The organism is Guptibacillus hwajinpoensis (assembly GCF_020171785.1).
Lineage (GTDB): Bacteria > Bacillota > Bacilli > Bacillales > Guptibacillaceae > Guptibacillus > Guptibacillus sedimenti.
On the sequence record NZ_JAIVAE010000015.1, the window covers coordinates 18,695 to 34,537 of the forward strand.

The 15,843-nt window shown below is 38.2% G+C and carries 20 protein-coding genes and 1 riboswitch; of the genes, 15 read left to right on the forward strand and 5 right to left on the reverse strand.

What is annotated here, in order from left to right; genetic code table 11:
* The first annotated feature begins 28 nt into the window (after window positions 1–28).
* From LCL91_RS18920 to LCL91_RS18980, 13 genes are all read left to right on the forward strand, one after another.
* Entirely contained in the window at window positions 29–604 is a 576-nt protein-coding gene (locus LCL91_RS18920; RefSeq protein ID WP_224884682.1) for a metalloregulator ArsR/SmtB family transcription factor, read from the forward strand.
* Window positions 605–765: 161 nt separating this feature from the next.
* A complete protein-coding gene (locus LCL91_RS18925; protein WP_224884684.1) occupies window positions 766–1,398 on the forward strand; it encodes a lysozyme inhibitor LprI family protein in 633 nt (210 codons plus the stop codon).
* 565 nt (window positions 1,399–1,963) lie between these two features.
* Window positions 1,964–2,275 carry a hypothetical protein gene (locus tag LCL91_RS18930; protein WP_224884687.1) on the forward strand — a complete coding sequence of 104 codons (312 nt, stop codon included), beginning with the start codon at window positions 1,964–1,966 and terminating at the stop codon, window positions 2,273–2,275.
* Window positions 2,276–2,301: 26 nt separating this feature from the next.
* Window positions 2,302–3,603: a S41 family peptidase gene (locus tag LCL91_RS18935; protein ID WP_224884689.1), complete on the forward strand. Its 1,302-nt coding sequence runs from the start codon at window positions 2,302–2,304 to the stop codon at window positions 3,601–3,603.
* 234 nt (window positions 3,604–3,837) lie between these two features.
* Entirely contained in the window at window positions 3,838–4,185 is a 348-nt protein-coding gene (locus LCL91_RS18940) for a DUF4260 domain-containing protein (RefSeq protein ID WP_224884691.1), read from the forward strand.
* An 847-nt stretch (window positions 4,186–5,032) separates the two neighbouring features.
* Window positions 5,033–5,815: an NUDIX domain-containing protein gene (locus LCL91_RS18945; RefSeq protein ID WP_224884693.1), complete on the forward strand. Its 783-nt coding sequence runs from the start codon at window positions 5,033–5,035 to the stop codon at window positions 5,813–5,815.
* Window positions 5,816–5,875: 60 nt separating this feature from the next.
* Window positions 5,876–6,427 (forward strand): cysteine hydrolase family protein, encoded by a 552-nt coding sequence (locus tag LCL91_RS18950; protein ID WP_224884695.1) that lies wholly within the window; start codon window positions 5,876–5,878, stop codon window positions 6,425–6,427.
* Between the two features lie 116 nt (window positions 6,428–6,543).
* A complete protein-coding gene (locus LCL91_RS18955) occupies window positions 6,544–7,998 on the forward strand; it encodes a nicotinate phosphoribosyltransferase (protein ID WP_224884697.1) in 1,455 nt (484 codons plus the stop codon).
* Window positions 7,999–8,187: 189 nt separating this feature from the next.
* Window positions 8,188–8,811: a nicotinate (nicotinamide) nucleotide adenylyltransferase gene (gene nadD, locus LCL91_RS18960; protein ID WP_224884699.1), complete on the forward strand. Its 624-nt coding sequence runs from the start codon at window positions 8,188–8,190 to the stop codon at window positions 8,809–8,811.
* Window positions 8,812–9,147: 336 nt separating this feature from the next.
* Window positions 9,148–9,564 (forward strand): DUF4181 domain-containing protein, encoded by a 417-nt coding sequence (locus LCL91_RS18965; protein ID WP_224884702.1) that lies wholly within the window; start codon window positions 9,148–9,150, stop codon window positions 9,562–9,564.
* A 37-nt stretch (window positions 9,565–9,601) separates the two neighbouring features.
* Entirely contained in the window at window positions 9,602–9,889 is a 288-nt protein-coding gene (locus LCL91_RS18970; RefSeq protein WP_224884704.1) for a DUF3784 domain-containing protein, read from the forward strand.
* Window positions 9,890–9,957: 68 nt separating this feature from the next.
* Entirely contained in the window at window positions 9,958–10,110 is a 153-nt protein-coding gene (locus LCL91_RS18975) for a hypothetical protein (protein ID WP_224884706.1), read from the forward strand.
* Between the two features lie 69 nt (window positions 10,111–10,179).
* A complete protein-coding gene (locus LCL91_RS18980; protein WP_224884708.1) occupies window positions 10,180–10,731 on the forward strand; it encodes a 2'-5' RNA ligase family protein in 552 nt (183 codons plus the stop codon).
* Between the two features lie 39 nt (window positions 10,732–10,770).
* Here LCL91_RS18980 and LCL91_RS18985 read toward each other — a convergent pair whose 3' ends face one another.
* From LCL91_RS18985 to LCL91_RS19000, 4 genes are all read right to left on the reverse strand, one after another.
* The gene (locus LCL91_RS18985) at window positions 10,771–11,301 is read right to left on the reverse strand and encodes a GNAT family N-acetyltransferase (protein WP_224884710.1); all 531 of its coding nucleotides are present in this window, start codon (window positions 11,299–11,301) and stop codon (window positions 10,771–10,773) included.
* Between the two features lie 129 nt (window positions 11,302–11,430).
* Window positions 11,431–12,273, reverse strand: a complete 843-nt coding sequence (locus tag LCL91_RS18990; RefSeq protein WP_224884713.1) for an aldo/keto reductase — start codon at window positions 12,271–12,273, stop codon at window positions 11,431–11,433.
* Between the two features lie 171 nt (window positions 12,274–12,444).
* Window positions 12,445–12,612 carry a sporulation histidine kinase inhibitor Sda gene (sda, locus tag LCL91_RS18995; RefSeq protein WP_224884715.1) on the reverse strand — a complete coding sequence of 56 codons (168 nt, stop codon included), beginning with the start codon at window positions 12,610–12,612 and terminating at the stop codon, window positions 12,445–12,447.
* Between the two features lie 57 nt (window positions 12,613–12,669).
* Window positions 12,670–13,308 carry an HD-GYP domain-containing protein gene (locus LCL91_RS19000; protein WP_224884716.1) on the reverse strand — a complete coding sequence of 213 codons (639 nt, stop codon included), beginning with the start codon at window positions 13,306–13,308 and terminating at the stop codon, window positions 12,670–12,672.
* A gap of 10 nt (window positions 13,309–13,318) precedes the next feature.
* Window positions 13,319–13,402: riboswitch (cyclic di-GMP riboswitch) on the reverse strand.
* 308 nt (window positions 13,403–13,710) lie between these two features.
* On the opposite strand from LCL91_RS19000, the gene LCL91_RS22280 reads away from it, so the two are divergent.
* Entirely contained in the window at window positions 13,711–13,995 is a 285-nt protein-coding gene (locus tag LCL91_RS22280) for a M23 family metallopeptidase (protein ID WP_369522973.1), read from the forward strand.
* A gap of 15 nt (window positions 13,996–14,010) precedes the next feature.
* Here LCL91_RS22280 and LCL91_RS19010 read toward each other — a convergent pair whose 3' ends face one another.
* Window positions 14,011–15,105, reverse strand: coding sequence for a GerAB/ArcD/ProY family transporter (locus LCL91_RS19010; RefSeq protein WP_224884718.1), 1,095 nt, complete (start codon window positions 15,103–15,105; stop codon window positions 14,011–14,013).
* A gap of 190 nt (window positions 15,106–15,295) precedes the next feature.
* Here LCL91_RS19010 and LCL91_RS19015 point away from each other — a divergent pair, with 190 nt between their 5' ends.
* A complete protein-coding gene (locus LCL91_RS19015; protein WP_224884720.1) occupies window positions 15,296–15,841 on the forward strand; it encodes an STM3941 family protein in 546 nt (181 codons plus the stop codon).
* The last annotated feature ends 2 nt before the right edge of the window (window positions 15,842–15,843 follow it).

A 15,843-nucleotide genomic window follows, 5' to 3' on the forward strand; every position in this document is an offset into this window, starting at 1 on the left:
TGTCTAATTAGATAGGAGGTGGAATAAATTGCAGTTAAACAGATTGGTCAATTTTCATAAAACACTTGGTGATCCAACACGGATACGAATTCTTTCGTTACTAGCGACAGGCCCTCTCCATGGACAAGCGATCGCTGGCAAGTTGGGGTTGAAAGCACCTACGATTACGCATCACATGACGAAATTAAGAGATACAGGCATTGTGTATCAGCGTAGAGACAAGAATACAATTTACTATTATATTGATGAGAAAAAGTTCCGCTCTTATTCTGAAGCGTTACCGAATATGCTTTACCAGCCTGAACAAGACAAGGAGGACGATGCATTGAAGGCGCAAGCGGTAGTAAATAATTTTATCGAAGCAGATGGAACGTTGAAACACCTCCCTTCTCAACGAAAGAAAAAGATTATTATTCTGAAGCACTTGATAAATGGATTGGAACGAGGGAAAAAGTATCCGGAGAAAGAAATAAATGAGTATATTAAACGGTTCCATCCTGATTTTGCGACCATTCGTCGTGAATTTATTATCAATCATTTTATGTACCGAGAGAATAACATCTACGAACTAAATCCAGAAGAAATGTGGGCAACGATCGACTAAAAGCGCAATCGCAGATTGTGCTTTTTTTCTTTGGATTAGAAGATGAGGGGTGCCATAAGAAATAGTAATTGAAATATTCTTCATGTTTTGAAATAATTGGTAATGTTGAAAATGGAAGCTCATTCATACGATTTTTACATTAAAAATGGAGGGTTTATCAAATGAAAGTGAAAACGAAACGATCCATGATCATGCTAACTTTCGCTCTAGTTGCTTTGTCTGCCTGCGGAAATGCAACTAATGAGTCTAGTGCGCAATCGACCAACCAGCCACCAAGTAACACATCTCCTCAACTGACAGAAGAGGTTGATTCAGCTGAAGAAGTCGTAAAAGATACGAGTGCTGACGATATAGAGGTAAATGAGCAAAAGGATTCGTCAGCTCCTTCAACGGAAGATTCTACTAATGAAGAGAAGGGAAATTCCGATCAACCTAATGTTGAAAACCAAAAAGAAAAATACTTCAAGAAACTAAATAGCATGTATGAATCTGATCGAAATGTAGAAGTGAAAGAAACGATGGTAGAAATGGAGGAACAAGAGGCGGAAAGGTATCAAAATTGGGATAAGATGTTAAACGAAATATATGGAGAGCTTCAGGTACAGCTTCCTTCGGATGAGATGGATCAATTAAGAGAAGAACAGCGAAAATGGGTAGAGCATCGAGATGAAACTGCGAAAAAGGCCTCACTTAAATACGAAGGTGGTACGACCGAATCATTAGAATATGTCGCAACGCAGGCAAGTCTGACAAGAGAAAGATGCTATGAGTTAGTTGCTAAGTATATGGAGTGATGGTAAGGTTATCGATTTTGTCTGTGTGATTCTACAAACATACACTAGTGCATCTGCTAAGACTAAGATGCAAATAAAGTAAAGGGTGAGTGATTTCGTGGCACCAAAAGTGAGAGACATCATGAAATATAGAAGGATTTCACTTGTCTTTTTATTTATCTCCATGCCTTTAAACATCCTGGGAAGTTTTGTCGGGGGATGGTGGTTGGCTTTGTTAGGTCTCTCGCTTTTAAGCCTCTTTTTTATCATAACTTTTCTTTTTTGGAGATGTCCAGTGTGCAAAAGGAGATTGCCATTCCGATTTGACAATGATAAAGACTTAAATGACATTTATCGGTGTCCTTATTGCCAAACAAGGTTCTTGAGTGGAGAAATCATAAAATAGGTGAAGTACTGTCTTGCAGCTAGTGAGAAATGGTAGAAAGCTGTAAGTCCTCTTTGTTTCTTTCATAATCGCTATTTTGGCGCTATCGACCCTGCTACCACCTTTTTCGTTTGAATATTCTGCGAAAATGAAACTTTTAGTGATAAAAAACGTAGAATGAACGAGGATAGGAGAGGTTTTTTGAAAAAGGTAATCGGCAGGGCAATACTAGCATCTCTGATAATCGGTCTAATCGTATGGGCACTAAGCGCATTCTTTTCTTTCTCGTATTTTGAATGGAGTTTTCTCATTGGAATTGGCTTATCAGTGATCCTTTATTTTTTCAATAGTAGTGGGGGAATTCTATCAGATGCAATAAATTTCGAAGCGAGTCAAGCAGGGTGGAAAATTCAAAGAGATAGCGAAATGAAAGTGAATGTTGGAGCTGTGTTTTATGGTTCCTTACTGTATACACTGATAAGTTTAATTTTGACAATTGTTGCTTTCTATTAAGCGGATATTTAAGGAGTGAGAGATCGTTGCGTAAACAGATAACTAGTAGCATGCCGGTCAGACAGGAAAGCGATGAAATATACCTGGATATGTTTCGTGACGTAATTGAGATGATGCATCATGATTATGCAGGTTATGAGGATAAAGCTGGGTGGGATCAACCGGAATTTTACTTAGATCAGATCCATGAGATGGACGATCAAAAATTTGTTGACCTCGTGCAAAGCTATTTGTTGGATTTTAATGATTTACATACAGGGTTTACGGATCTTCTTAATCTGAAAAAGGATATCGGGTTTACGGTAAGACGGTTTGAAAACAGGCTCTATGTCACTTCCTCATCAAACGAGAAGCGAATCAATACTGGTGATCAGATCGTGGCATTAGATGGAATTGGCATTGCACAAATAGCAAAGAAATATGCAAAGGAGCTTCGAACAACTATTCATGAAAGACAAAAATGGGAACCAATATTATTACGCTTTGCAATAGCAGAAATTGAAACGAAACAGGGTGATCAGGTCTCTTTAGAGCTAAGGTCATACGAGCCAATTCCTTATAAAGCGGAATATAGCATTCAAGAATTACAGAAAGATATTCTTTATATGAAAATAACTGATTTTATGAATCATGATGCGATTGGGGAATTGATTCGTCATAACGAAGACAAACTATCAACCTATCCCTTCTTAATTATTGACGTGCGATTAAATAGAGGGGGAAGTGATCTTGCTTATTTAGAATTGTTACCTTATTTATTTGATGGAGATAAAGTAGATCTTCGTGATTTTTTAAATGAAACAGCTTTCACTAATTGTACCGAGAGAAACGTAAAATTACGAATTCAAATGCTTGAAGAGGCTTTGGCTTCAATCCAGGATAAAGAAACCCGGCATCAAATTGAGATGATGATAAGAGAATTAGATCATCATCGAGGAGAAGGATTTGTTGAACTGGACTTATCAGAATTAGAAGAGGATCTTGTCTTTGAAACCAAATCAGGTCCTAAAAAGGTTATTATTCTATCAGATGTCTTCTGTGGAAGCTCTGGGGATTCTTTCGTTGAAACGTGTAAGCATTCATCCAAGGTAACCGTATTAGGTAGACCAACGTTAGGAATGAATGATTATGCGAATGTCGCCTTCAAAGAGTGGAATAATCGCTTTCAACTGATGTATCCGACGTCAAAGTCGTCCCGTGTTGATGAAGGGAAGGGGATGAGTGGAAAAGGGATACAACCTGACAAATATGTTAAGTGGACCCCTTTCCATTTAAAACAAGATGTTGACTTAACCTTCGCTGTACAGGAGCTATATAAGGAAAAGTGATGAAGCTCATCAGATAGGAAAGAAGAGAAATTCTTCTTACACATGAGGAACTGGCTAGATATGCTTGAGAGAGTCAAAATGAACTCCCGATCGAGAGAAATGGAAATAAATCAACTTTACCGAAAGAAATGGATGAGGCGGAATATGCCTTTGTATTTACAGTGGAATTAACGAAGGATAACGAGCTTTAGCCACTGCAAGAAACGGCAAAAAGATAGGGGATGAAGATGCTTTATGAGTAAGGGATTATTACATTCGGAAGGGCTAATTGTTTTAATTGGCTCTTTATACTTCTACAAATCAATCGATGCAAGTTGGTGGCTGTTCATTCTTTGCTTATTCCTGCCTGATCTCTTTATGTTAGGATACGTGATAAACGATAGAATCGGTGCTCTGATCTATAATATTGGGCATACGTACGCTTTTCCACTTATTCTTCTCATCCTAAGTGTAAGTTTGAAGCTAGATTTACCTCTCGCACTTAGCCTCATCTGGATTGCGCATATTGGAATGGATCGTACTGTAGGTTATGGGTTAAAGTACCCATCACAGTTTAAAGAGACGCATTTACAAAAAGTCTAGCTATCACCTAGATGATCAAAGAAAATGGTGAAAGGGGGAGACGGTCATCAATCGGTTCATTTCCATCGGCTGTCATTTTGATTTTGCAAAAGAAGAGGAACTCGCTCAGGCAGACCGAGTGATTCATGATTTAAACGAGCTTACAATGGTATTGACCGGGTTAAATCTAGCAGAGGTTAAGGGATAATAGCAAATAATGTATTCCCAATGCTTGTGGTGCGATACAGAAAGGCGTTAATCTTAATAAAGGTTAACGTCTTAAGATACCAGCCAATAAAACACTAAATCCAAGCAGTAAGATTATGAAGCTGTTCACTATTAAATACTGTTCATAAAATGATTTTTCTAAATAATAGGTATCCGTCAAATATTCTCCTAATAACGGACTTATACTCATTACGAGGATGCCTAAAATAATTAACCCCGTTTTACCTTTTAGTCCCATTGGTTTTCCCCATCTCCAGTATTTGAATGGAAGTTGCGAGCAAGATTTATGCGTATTAACCCATTTCATCCTGTAACTTTATTGGTTGAGCTGCAATTGGAAGCATAGTAGTATTGACCTCCTTAGACAGAATGAAATCCTTAACTGACACATCACATCTAATCTCCAGAATGTCTTTCTCTTTTATTTTATAGGTTTTTTCTAATGTAGTGTTGTATTTCATGAGTAGCGTCATTTAATTTTAAATGATGAACGTGCCTCGAAACAATTTAAAACAGAGAAATGTTAAAAAAAGTATATTAACGATTGTATTTTATTTATGTTGAGATATAATAAAGATAATAATTAACGTTTTGTTAAATAAAAACAACAGCATAACATATGTATCAAAGGGGGAATTCCATGTCAAATCAAGAAGCGCTTGATCAATATGATGTTAAAAAGTATCGTACTCCAGATGGTTATACTTCTGATATCGCCGTTTTCACAATCGTCTCTGAAAAGAACGCCGATTATAAACCATCCAAGATGACGCTAAAACTTATGTTGATCAAACGAGCGAAACAGAATAACGAAAAACAGGTTAACATCGAAGCTGATAAGTGGGCTTTACCTGGTGGTTTCGTTCAAGATGATGAAACAGCATTTGAAGCTGCAGGTCGAGAACTATTTGAAGAAACGGGAGTATCTAAGATACATCTAAAACATTTCGGTATTTATGATAAGCCGGGTAGAGATCCTCGCGGTTGGATTATCTCAAATGCCCATTATGCTATTGTCTCCTCTCAACAACTCGCTCAAAGAAAAGCTGATGACGATGCAGCGGAAGTGGCGTTATTTTCGATGGAGAAAGTTTACAACCTTAACCTTGCTTTTGATCACAGGCAAATCATCAAAGATGCTTTTGCAGTCATAAAGCAGGATCTTCTTCTAACGACAGTTGCTAAAAACTTTTTGCCAGAACAATTTACTTATTCTGAATTACAATCGGTCCTCCTGACTGTTACGGACGATTCGGCTATTTCAAGCGATGCAAGTTTTGCAAGAAAAATTAAGTCCCTTCCCTTCATTGAGGTTGTTGAGGGGAAAAAGACACAGAGAACATCAAAAATTCCGACTCAGTTGTACCGATTTGTTCATATGGATGCTGATATCATCAAACCGATCTACACAGCAAGATATTAATTTTTTAGATTTAATAACAAACAATATGTTAAATGTTAATTAAATTAGGAGGTTTCTGTTGTGAGTAAAAAAGCATTGATTAATATTGATTATACGAATGATTTTGTTTCTGATAAGGGTGCGTTGACGTGCGGGATACCCGCTCAACAAATGGAAGAGAACATTTTAGCCGTAACCAAACAGTTCATTGATGACGGTGATTATGTCGTTTTTGCAGTTGATATCCATCAAAAAGATGATCCCTATCATCCAGAAGCCAATCTTTTCCCTGCTCATAACTTATCTGGTAGTAATGGCAGAAACTTATATGGCGAGATGAATCGAGTATATGAAGATAACTCCTTCCTCCAGAACGTTTATTGGATGGACAAAACACGCTACTCTGCTTTTGCAGGAACAGATCTTGAATTAAAGTTACGAGAACGGGGAATATCAGAATTACACCTAGTAGGGGTATGTACAGACATATGTGTTCTCCATACGGCTGTTGATGCTTACAACAAAGGATTTAAGATCGTTATTCATAAAGATGCAGTGGCTAGCTTCAATCAAATTGGGCACGAGTGGGCGCTTGGTCACTTTAAAGCTTGTTTAGCAGCGAACGTTATTTAAGTTCCCGCTCCGTACGTCTTATTGAATAGAACCTTCCGATCAAACGGATAAAAGGAGAATGCACTACTTGTTTTCCATACTCTTTTGACACTTTTAATTTCTAGGAGGAATCGACTATGACGAATACGTATGTTGACGATAGCTTTGCTCTACACACTGATCTTTATCAAATCAATATGGCGGAAGCCTACTGGAGAGATAACTTCCATAACAGAAAAGCTGTTTTTGAAGTGTTTTTCCGGAAACTCCCATTCGGAAGTGGCTATGCTCTCTTCGCTGGTCTTGAACGAATGATTGAATACTTAAAAGACTTCCGCTTCTCCGAAAGTGATTTAGCGTATCTTCGCGATCAGGGTTACAAAGAGGACTTTCTTAAATACTTGAGCACCGTTCGGTTTACAGGAACCATAGAATCAATGGAAGAAGGCGAAGTTGTTTTTGGCAACGAACCGATCATTCGCATTGAAGCGCCATTATTGGAAGCACAGCTAATAGAGACCCCTATACTCACGATCGTAAATTATCACATACTGATTGTAACGAAAGCTTCCCGAATCGTCCAAGCCATTGGTGATGGTACAGCAATGGAATTCGGATCTAGAAGAAGCCAGGAATTTGATGCTGGGATATATGGAACAAGAGCCGCGTATATCGCAGGGTTCTCCGCTACTTCCAACGTACGAGCGGGTAAGAAATTCGGGATACCGATCGCTGGAACTCACGCTCACTCACTTGTTCAAGCCTATCGTGATGAGTACACAGCATTTAAGAAGTATGCAACTACTCATCGCGAGTGCACCTTCTTAGTTGATACGTATGACACATTAAAGTCAGGTGTTCCTAATGCGATTAGAGTTGCGGACGAAGAGGGGGACAACATTCACTTCAAAGCCATCCGCCTTGATAGCGGTGACCTCTCTTTCCTATCAAAAGAAGCAAGAAAGAAACTGGATCAAGCAGGATACAAAAATACGAAGATTGCAGCCTCTAATGATTTGGATGAATATACGATTACCGACTTGAAATCCCAAGGAGCTAAAATTGATATATGGGGCGTTGGTACGAAGGTAATTACAGGTTTCGATCAACCAGCTCTTGGCGCAGTATACAAACTCGTTTCAATAGAAGATGAAAATGGCGAGATGGCAGATACGATTAAAATTAGTGCTAATCCAGAAAAAGTTTCTACTCCAGGCTTGAAAAAAGTCTATCGAATCATTAATAAATCCAACGGGAAATCAGAAGGAGATTATATTGCGTTAGCTCACGAAAAACCTCAAGAAGAAGAACGATTAAAAATGTTCCACCCCGTCCACACGTATATCAGTAAATTTGTCACTAACTTTGAAGCGAGGGACCTTCACCAAACGATCTTTCAAGATGGTGAACTTGTGTATCAGTGTCCTCCGCTTCAAGATGTGCAAGCATTTGTTAAGGACAATTTAAATCTCTTGTGGGATGAATACAAACGGTTGAAAATGCCCGAAGAATACCCAGTTGATTTAAGCCAATCTTGTTGGGATAACAAAATGAGCAAGATCCAGCAAATTAAAGAAACGGTTTCACTTTAGCTGTGGCGCCTCTGGCCATTAGCCGCTAAATGTTTTGGTGATCCACCTGTTCTATAAGGGGTGAGTTTCTTTCAGAGGTTTCATTTTATATATGTTCTTGTACAAAAAAACGACCCACCCTGGTCCGCATTTTATAAGTGGCGTGGTGGGTCCATAAATGGTGTGAAAAATTCGGAGGGGGTATATGATATGGCGAAAATCGGTATCTATGGATCTTCTTTTGATCCCATTACGAATGTTCATTTATGGACGGCGAACACGATTGCAAATAGATGCAAACTTGATAAGGTTGTTTTCTTGCCCTGTTCAAATAAACGTCGAGATAAAACGATCAAAACAAGCAATGAAGACCGTTGGAACCTTTTATCTTTAGCGACGAAAAACAACGATACATTTGTTTTAAGTGATTACGAAATAAACCAAGAAGGCTGGCACCTGACCACATATGAAACATTAAGTCATTTCAAAAAGATTTATCCAGATGATGAAATTTACTTTATTATGGGTGCCGACTTACTTGTTGATATTGCAGAGGGCAGATGGGGTAAATCAGAAAAGTTGATTAAGGAAAATAAATTTATCGTCATGGCTCGTGATGGTATAGATATGTTAAAAGCGATTAGCAGTTCACCACTTCTTCGCAATAATGACGATGGGACCTTTCATTTACTAGACAAAGGAATTGCTATGGAGATTAGTTCTAGTTATATCCGTGACGAACTATCTATGGGTGGTGCACCGAGGTATTTACTTCCAGATGATTGTTATGATTACATTCTTGCCAATTCATTGTATATCCTGAAGGAAAAATGATGACGATGCATAAACAAACGACGAAGAATGACATACAAAAACAGCCAGGGTTTTTTGGGGGATGGAGGAACAGATATTGTTCCTCTGATTTTGGTGCTTTCAATAGCATTCAGTAGCTGTCTTTTAGAAGTGTGTTAGTTTCCAAAAATATATTCGGACTTTACAAATGAAACTTATTACGAATCGTTTTCGTATAGAGAGAATAACGAGAAAAAACATTTTATGTAAAATTGCGAAGGGAACGGTATTTGGAGGCAGTTCTAAATTTCGAATGGTGTTTTAAGTTAGTTGGGCTAATAGGATTCAGATGAACCATTGTTTGAAAGGAGTTCACTATTGGAGACTTTTGGGGTCACCGTTATATTGGTCCTGTCTGCTTTCTGTCTGGGCCTCTACTATTTGAACAAAGCTTTACGGAAGTGGCTTAAGGTTGAAAAGAAAAGCATGTTTTCTTATAACCATGTGAATGATACACATCGAAAGATAGACTGGACCATTCGGATTAGTTTCATGCTGCTATTGATTAGTAGTTTATTTATTAATATAGAGCGTATTCCTTTAGAACCGCTCTGGTATTTTCAGACTCACATCATCATGTTTGGATTTATCGTTGTAACGGAAAGCGTAAGAGCAATTATGGAGAAGCTTTACGCAGAGAATGAAAATGATTATCTTTTTACGCTTTTTCAACTTGGAATAATCATTGCTTTTTTACTTTCATTGTTTCTAACTAACTTCTTTTGGCTCTTGTGAAATAGCCGCAAAGCATGCGAGAAAAGGAGGATTCAATATGGATGTCGGTTTATTTATCATCGGGATCGCTTTCTTAATCGTTTCTTATTTGGTTGGTGTGAAAAAACAAACGTGGTTACTGGCAGGTTTTAATGAAAAGATGGTGGATAACAAATCCCTACTTGGAACAATTGTGGGCTTGCTGTTTTTTCTTCCGTTAGGGTTACTTACGATCATCCTTAGCATAGTGGATTTTGCTAATGAAGGGACGATCATCGTCGTAACAATGGTAATTTTGTTTGGAGTTGTTGCGGTTTTGATTAATCGAAGGTTACTTGATTCATAGGTTGTCGCATACCCACTTGATGACTAAGTGGGTATTTATTTAGGAGAATAAATTGGGAGGAGAATGCAATGAATACAGAAAGATGTGAGCTACGGTTATTTTCTAAATCGGATAAGCAGCATATTAAAAAATTGTATATGAGTGAACAAGTTCGAAAGTATTTAGGACAGCTTGAACGATTTGGAGAAGAGCAGTCGGTATTCCAACTTTATCGTCCATGAAAGGTTCAATAATGATGTTAAGGGGAAGAGAGGATAATAAGGAAAAAATAAGAAGGAGAAAGGCGGCTAATGATGTATTGGTTCATAGCCCTTTTTGATGAACAGACTGAGGCGCAGGTGAAAGCAATATGGCAGGAGCTTAAGGAGCAGTCTCTTTCCTACTATATCGATGAAGTGAAGGACGGTAGACCACACATCACGCTCGCAAGTTATGAGGAGTTAGATAAGGAAGAATACATAAGAAAAATCGATGCCTTTTATGAAGAGGTAAAGAAGGTGGAGCTTACGTTTAATACGATTAGTTCGTTCTTAAACTATGGAACGATCTTTCTAACACCTACCGTAACGGAGAATTTACTCTCCCTTCATTCCGCGCATCATCATCATTTCGAACGCTTTAATGGGAGTGCCAATCCGTTATATTTACCGGGTAAATGGATTCCTCATTGTACATTAGCAAATGATTTATCTTCAGAAGAACTAGCAAAAGTTTATCAGTATTGCTTTGATCATAGTGATACGATTTATGGCAGGATTGAAGAGGTAGCGTTAATTGAACGAATCGATGAAAGTGAAGAAGGAATGGAAGCTCCGATCATCTACTCCAAGCGATTGAGGTAGAAGATAAACTTTATATCTCAGAGATTAGAAGCGTTACTACTATAAAGTGATTTCTAATTGAATATCACGCGTTTCTCGTTCATAGATTTCATGATTCATTTCTTTAGCAATCATGCATCCCATCTCTTTGTAAAAGCGCTGCGTTTCAACAGAGGGGTGCGCACCAATATACAACTTTTTTACGCCCAATTGCTTTGCAATGTCTTTCGCTTTAACAAATAGTCTGCGGCCGATCCCCATTCCTCTATAAGGTAATGAAGTATGCATGTATGAAAGTTCACGATAAGTTGAGCGCTCTCCAAATGTCTCAGCTTCAATAACAGCGAAGCCAAGGACTTTGCTCCCTTGTTCAGCTACAATGACAGCCCCGCCACAAGTGATGTTTGATTTGAAGTGATTCACAATTTCTCGTTTTCTCTCAATTGTCCAATCGTCCTCAAATCGATTCTCCTTTTCGTTTAACCTGTTCGATTCAACTACAAGGACCTTCGTTGTTTCCTGTTTACGTTCAAACGTATCAAGGATTGAGTCATCAAAATTAATCGATTGTAAAACCCTTATCGTGTCCATTAACCTTCACTCCTTTTGCACTAAATATAGCATAGTGAAATGAATTCGCATGTCTTTTGGTGAAGGATGAAACAAGGTTTGTTATCTAACAAAAGAGGATAGCCGAGTGGCTATCCTCTTCCTGTTTCTTTAAAATTCTTCGTAAGTAGCGGGATCTTGATCATTGATGCGGCCATCAGGGCGCGTTAATTCAGCCATCATAGCCATTTCAGTTTCATCTAATTCGAAATCGAAAATGGAGAGATTCTCATGCTGGCGTTCTGGTGAGGAAGATTTAGGAATCGGAATTGAACCTAATTGGTAATGCCACCGTAAAATGATTTGGGAAACGGACTTGTTATGCTGCTTCGAGATTTGCGTGATCGTTTCATTTTCTAAAATGTCATTCACACGAGCGAGTGGGCTCCAGGATTCCGTTTTAATGTTGTTTTGTTCGTGCCATCTTCTTTGTTCTTCTTGGTTAAAGAACGGATGCAATTCGATTTGATTGATGCTTGGCTTAACGCCTGTATCCTTTTCCAATTGTTCTAAGTGCTCAGGGAGGAAATTACATACGCCAATGGAGCGGATCAAGCCCCATTTTTTTGCATCTATTAAAGCTTGCCATGCTTCCACAAAATGACCTTGTTTCGGATTTGGCCAGTGGATGAGGTACAAATCGTAGTAATCTAAATTCGCACGATACAGTGATTCTTGAATAGCCGTTACCGCTTTTTCATATTCCTGATATCGACCTGGTAGTTTCGATGTGATGCGTAATTCGTTTCTTGGAACTGTACTGCGACGAATGGCTTCACCAACCGTTCCTTCATTCTCATAATTATACGCGGTATCAATGAGGCGGTAGCCAACATCAATCGCACTTGTGATGCCTGTTGCACCATGATTTCCGTTTAATTTGTAAGTTCCAAATCCAATCGCAGGTAAAGTAAGGCCATCATTCAACGTGATTTCTGGAATTGATTTCTTCATCCAAACTCATTCCTTTCTGGAGTACGTTCTTTAAACTAGTACCTCGTTCTAGAAAATGTAAACTTATGTAAGCGTGATCAATTCATTTTCAAATAAAATAATTGGAAATTGTTTTATCACACCATACAAGAGCTTACGAAAAGAGAGTAAGCTCTTGTATGTTACGGCGACCTATGGAATCATTCTCGCTTTCTCATAACAGTCTATATGGGGATCAGGAGGAGTTAGCCCCCTGCGATAAATTTCAGAAGTTAACATTTTGATAAACGCTTGATCAAGTTGAAGCTTATACGCATCACAATAGGCAATGAACAACTCCTGATTTGTGAGAAACATCATTCTGATGACCTCCCTAATTTGTTGTTGTAGCTGAAACGATAAAGGATATGCTGCTTTTCATTTTTGATGGGGTACATAATCAAAATAATGAAGCAGAATCTTTTTCCCTTTTAATCGCTTTTCCATATAGGCAACAAACAAGAAAGTGCATCGAGCATCATACAGATTTCGATGTTTCTTAAGTTCATAGATGGCGGCCTGATCTGATCGCTTTGGACGATAAGGTCGGTCCATTGTCATAGCGGTATAGCTATCAATCACACGAAGGAGATTTACGGCAAACGGCAGCTGTTCCTTTAACATGTGATCCGGATATCCTGTTCCGTCATTATTTTCGTGATGATGTAAGATCAAGGAAGGCTCGACATCAATTTCTGGATAGTCACTTAAAATCTCTATGCCAAGTTCTGGGTGTTGTTCCAGATCTTTTTTCTCAGAAAGAGTGAGTGGTCCATTCTGTTGAAGAATTTCTTTTGAAACAAGTAGCATTCCTATGTCGTGTAAAAGAACGGACTGAAGGATAATCGGCTTCAATAAGGAGTGAAGGTTGTAGTGCAAGCAAAAATCAATATAATAACTTGTGGATTGAACGGAGTGATGAAAGGAAGGTGGATCGTGATGACGGAGAAGTTCCATCAATTGCAGTGATTGATAAGAAAATAAATGAGCGTGCCCGTGCAATGTACACTTTTTCATGTTCATTCTCCTTTTAAGGAGCCGGTTGCACTACTTGCTCCCTATCATTCAAGTGCCCAGGCTAAAATGATAGTTCATCGCATTCTCTTTGTTAGTGTTGTGTTCCCGTGAAATTTACGGAACTCTAATTTCTTATCTAATCAATACCATAAAAAGGCGGGTTTGTTAATAGTTTTATGCATGATTTTATACAAAAGGTTAAAGCAGCTGGTTACCTAGAAAGTCAGGTTTTCTTTATAGCGACCTTTAATCCTATTGGGCAACAAAGAAATAAAACAGAAGCATTTCTTTAATTGAATATACTTTATTTCCCAATACAAAATTATCCATTTTAAAGATATGATGTTAGTGTACTCATTTGGTGAAAATCAGATGAGAAAATACATATCGAGGAGGAGTAAAATGAAGAAACTTGCAAAATTCGCAACCATTTCATTTGTATCAGTTGGATTGTTAGCTGGAGCAGCACAGGTAGGTACCCCTACAGTTGAAGCTAAAGGGCCTGTAGTCAATGCACCAGCTGGATGTTTTGGACCGGTTTATTATACGGTGAAGTATGGTGACACTCTATCAGAAATTGCCTCTAAATATGGTTTAACAACGAACTACCTTGCTTCACTGAACAATATTTCAAACCCGAATCAAATCTACGTTGGGCAAAAATTAAAAGCTTATAACTGTAATTAAATCGTGAAACAGAGCTTACTGAGGTTTATCCTTAAGCTCTGTTTTTCTTATTGTGCTAATAATTAACAAAAGTAGTGGAAGTCCAAATACAAAGAAATAACTTGCAGTGGCATGAAAGTTTGAAAGGGTTTCAATGGTGAACATGTCGTGAGGAACAAGTGAAATAGTCAATATGAGAAAGGTTGTTATGATAATTGGCCACGTTGCTCTCTTTCTTTTTGTAAGCGTCTTTACCCCCTCAGAAGAAATGTACAAATACGATCCAAACGAGGTTAAGACGGATACAGTCCAAATCGATAGAAATATCAGATCTATCCGATCAACGGTTAGAAAAGAGATTCCTTTTAACATATAAACGGTTGGGTCTGGAATCGTTTCAAACTGCTTTGGACTAAAATACACGTATGTGGCTATCGTAATTAGGCAGTAAAAGCATGTTACCGCAACGTTCGAGAGCGTTAAACTAACAAGTGCTTCTTTTCCTTTGTTTTGTAAATAAGGAAAAACAAATAAAGCCATCTCAAAACCAATCATGGAAAAGAATCCTTCAGGCGTGGCTTTTAGGATCGGACGTAACCCGTTCTCTGCAATAGGAAGAATGTAACGGATATCGGAATATTTTAACGTTAATAGAAGCATCACAATAAGAGGGACAACTAAGATTGTAACGAATTGATTAAATCGACCGAGCACTTTTACTCTCCCTGAAACAAGGTAAGCACCTGAGATTGAGAGAAGGAAAAGGACGACAATAGAAGGCGTTTTCGGGAGAATCCAGGTTTTAATCGAGATTTGATAAAGTTGAAGTACAAGGATTGCTGTTAATCCTGCAAATAAAATGTAACCAATCGAAATCATTGTGCCGATCCATCGTCCCATAATTTTCGGTGCATACTCATAGAGCGATAAGGTAGAAAATCGTTTACTTAGAAAATACAGAATGAAGATAACGGCTTGAAAGCCTACCCCTGCCAATATGATCGCGATCCATCCATCTTTTTCTGCAGTGGAGTAGAGTGTCGCAGGCAAGGAAAGAATGCCTACTCCTACTTGGGTCTGGAAAATGATAAAGAGAAATTGAACTGAATTAATTTGCTTACTCGTTTTCATCTCCACTGCCACTCCGATCGTCCCGCGATTATTACTACTATCTCCAGCATAGTAAAAAAAATGCGATGAGAAGAAAAAGGCTTTTTCCACGCTGATTTCGAAAGATTAGGTGATATAGAAAATATTGGATTTGTATTGGTAGAAACAGGGTATTGAATAGGGGATTTTAACTTTCAAAGGGGGAAGAGGAGTGGAAGAAACGGTGATGAAGTTCTACGAATCAAAAGGAAAATTAATCTTATTAATGGTCGGGTGCTTGTTGTTCATAGGGGCGGGTGGGTATTTTTCATATTCTTTATTTCAAGAAGGTAGTATTTTGTTTGCTTTCATTATGCTACTTTGTGGTGGTTTTTTCCTGTTTATTCTCACAATGTATGCTAAAAAAATCGCCTTAGGCCACCCCCATGTAACCCTAACGCCTGTGGATATGGAGCTATATGTGCTTCCAGCAGAGAAAATAAACATTCGATGGGAAGACATTGAGACGTTTATTACGTATCGCATGCATAGCAATTCTTTTCTTGGGCTTGTCTTAAAGGAGGAAGAACGCTATGAAAAGTTAATACCAAATAAAATGAAAAAGCTATCTAGAATGAATGTAAGAATGGGGTACCCAAAATATAATATTGTTCTTACTCATTTAAAACAAAAGAACCTTCTTATCGAAGAATTGGAAAAGCGAATCGTTGAAACGAATCCAAACGAGAGTTTTAAGACGAACGGAGCGCTTAAATAAAG

Coding starts and splice junctions, on each gene's coding strand:
- LCL91_RS18955 (WP_224884697.1), top strand. CDS start 6,544: ATGACGAATACGTATGTTGACGATAGCTTTGCTCTACACACTGATCTT.
- LCL91_RS22280 (WP_369522973.1), top strand. CDS start 13,711: ATGAAGAAACTTGCAAAATTCGCAACCATTTCATTTGTATCAGTTGGA.
- LCL91_RS18990 (WP_224884713.1), bottom strand. CDS start 12,273: ATGAAGAAATCAATTCCAGAAATCACGTTGAATGATGGCCTTACTTTA.
- LCL91_RS18945 (WP_224884693.1), top strand. CDS start 5,033: ATGTCAAATCAAGAAGCGCTTGATCAATATGATGTTAAAAAGTATCGT.
- LCL91_RS18980 (WP_224884708.1), top strand. CDS start 10,180: ATGATGTATTGGTTCATAGCCCTTTTTGATGAACAGACTGAGGCGCAG.
- LCL91_RS18970 (WP_224884704.1), top strand. CDS start 9,602: ATGGATGTCGGTTTATTTATCATCGGGATCGCTTTCTTAATCGTTTCT.
- LCL91_RS18985 (WP_224884710.1), bottom strand. CDS start 11,301: ATGGACACGATAAGGGTTTTACAATCGATTAATTTTGATGACTCAATC.
- LCL91_RS19010 (WP_224884718.1), bottom strand. CDS start 15,105: ATGAAAACGAGTAAGCAAATTAATTCAGTTCAATTTCTCTTTATCATT.
- LCL91_RS18925 (WP_224884684.1), top strand. CDS start 766: ATGAAAGTGAAAACGAAACGATCCATGATCATGCTAACTTTCGCTCTA.
- LCL91_RS18975 (WP_224884706.1), top strand. CDS start 9,958: ATGAATACAGAAAGATGTGAGCTACGGTTATTTTCTAAATCGGATAAG.
- nadD (WP_224884699.1), top strand. CDS start 8,188: ATGGCGAAAATCGGTATCTATGGATCTTCTTTTGATCCCATTACGAAT.
- LCL91_RS18940 (WP_224884691.1), top strand. CDS start 3,838: ATGAGTAAGGGATTATTACATTCGGAAGGGCTAATTGTTTTAATTGGC.
- sda (WP_224884715.1), bottom strand. CDS start 12,612: ATGATGTTTCTCACAAATCAGGAGTTGTTCATTGCCTATTGTGATGCG.
- LCL91_RS19000 (WP_224884716.1), bottom strand. CDS start 13,308: ATGAAAAAGTGTACATTGCACGGGCACGCTCATTTATTTTCTTATCAA.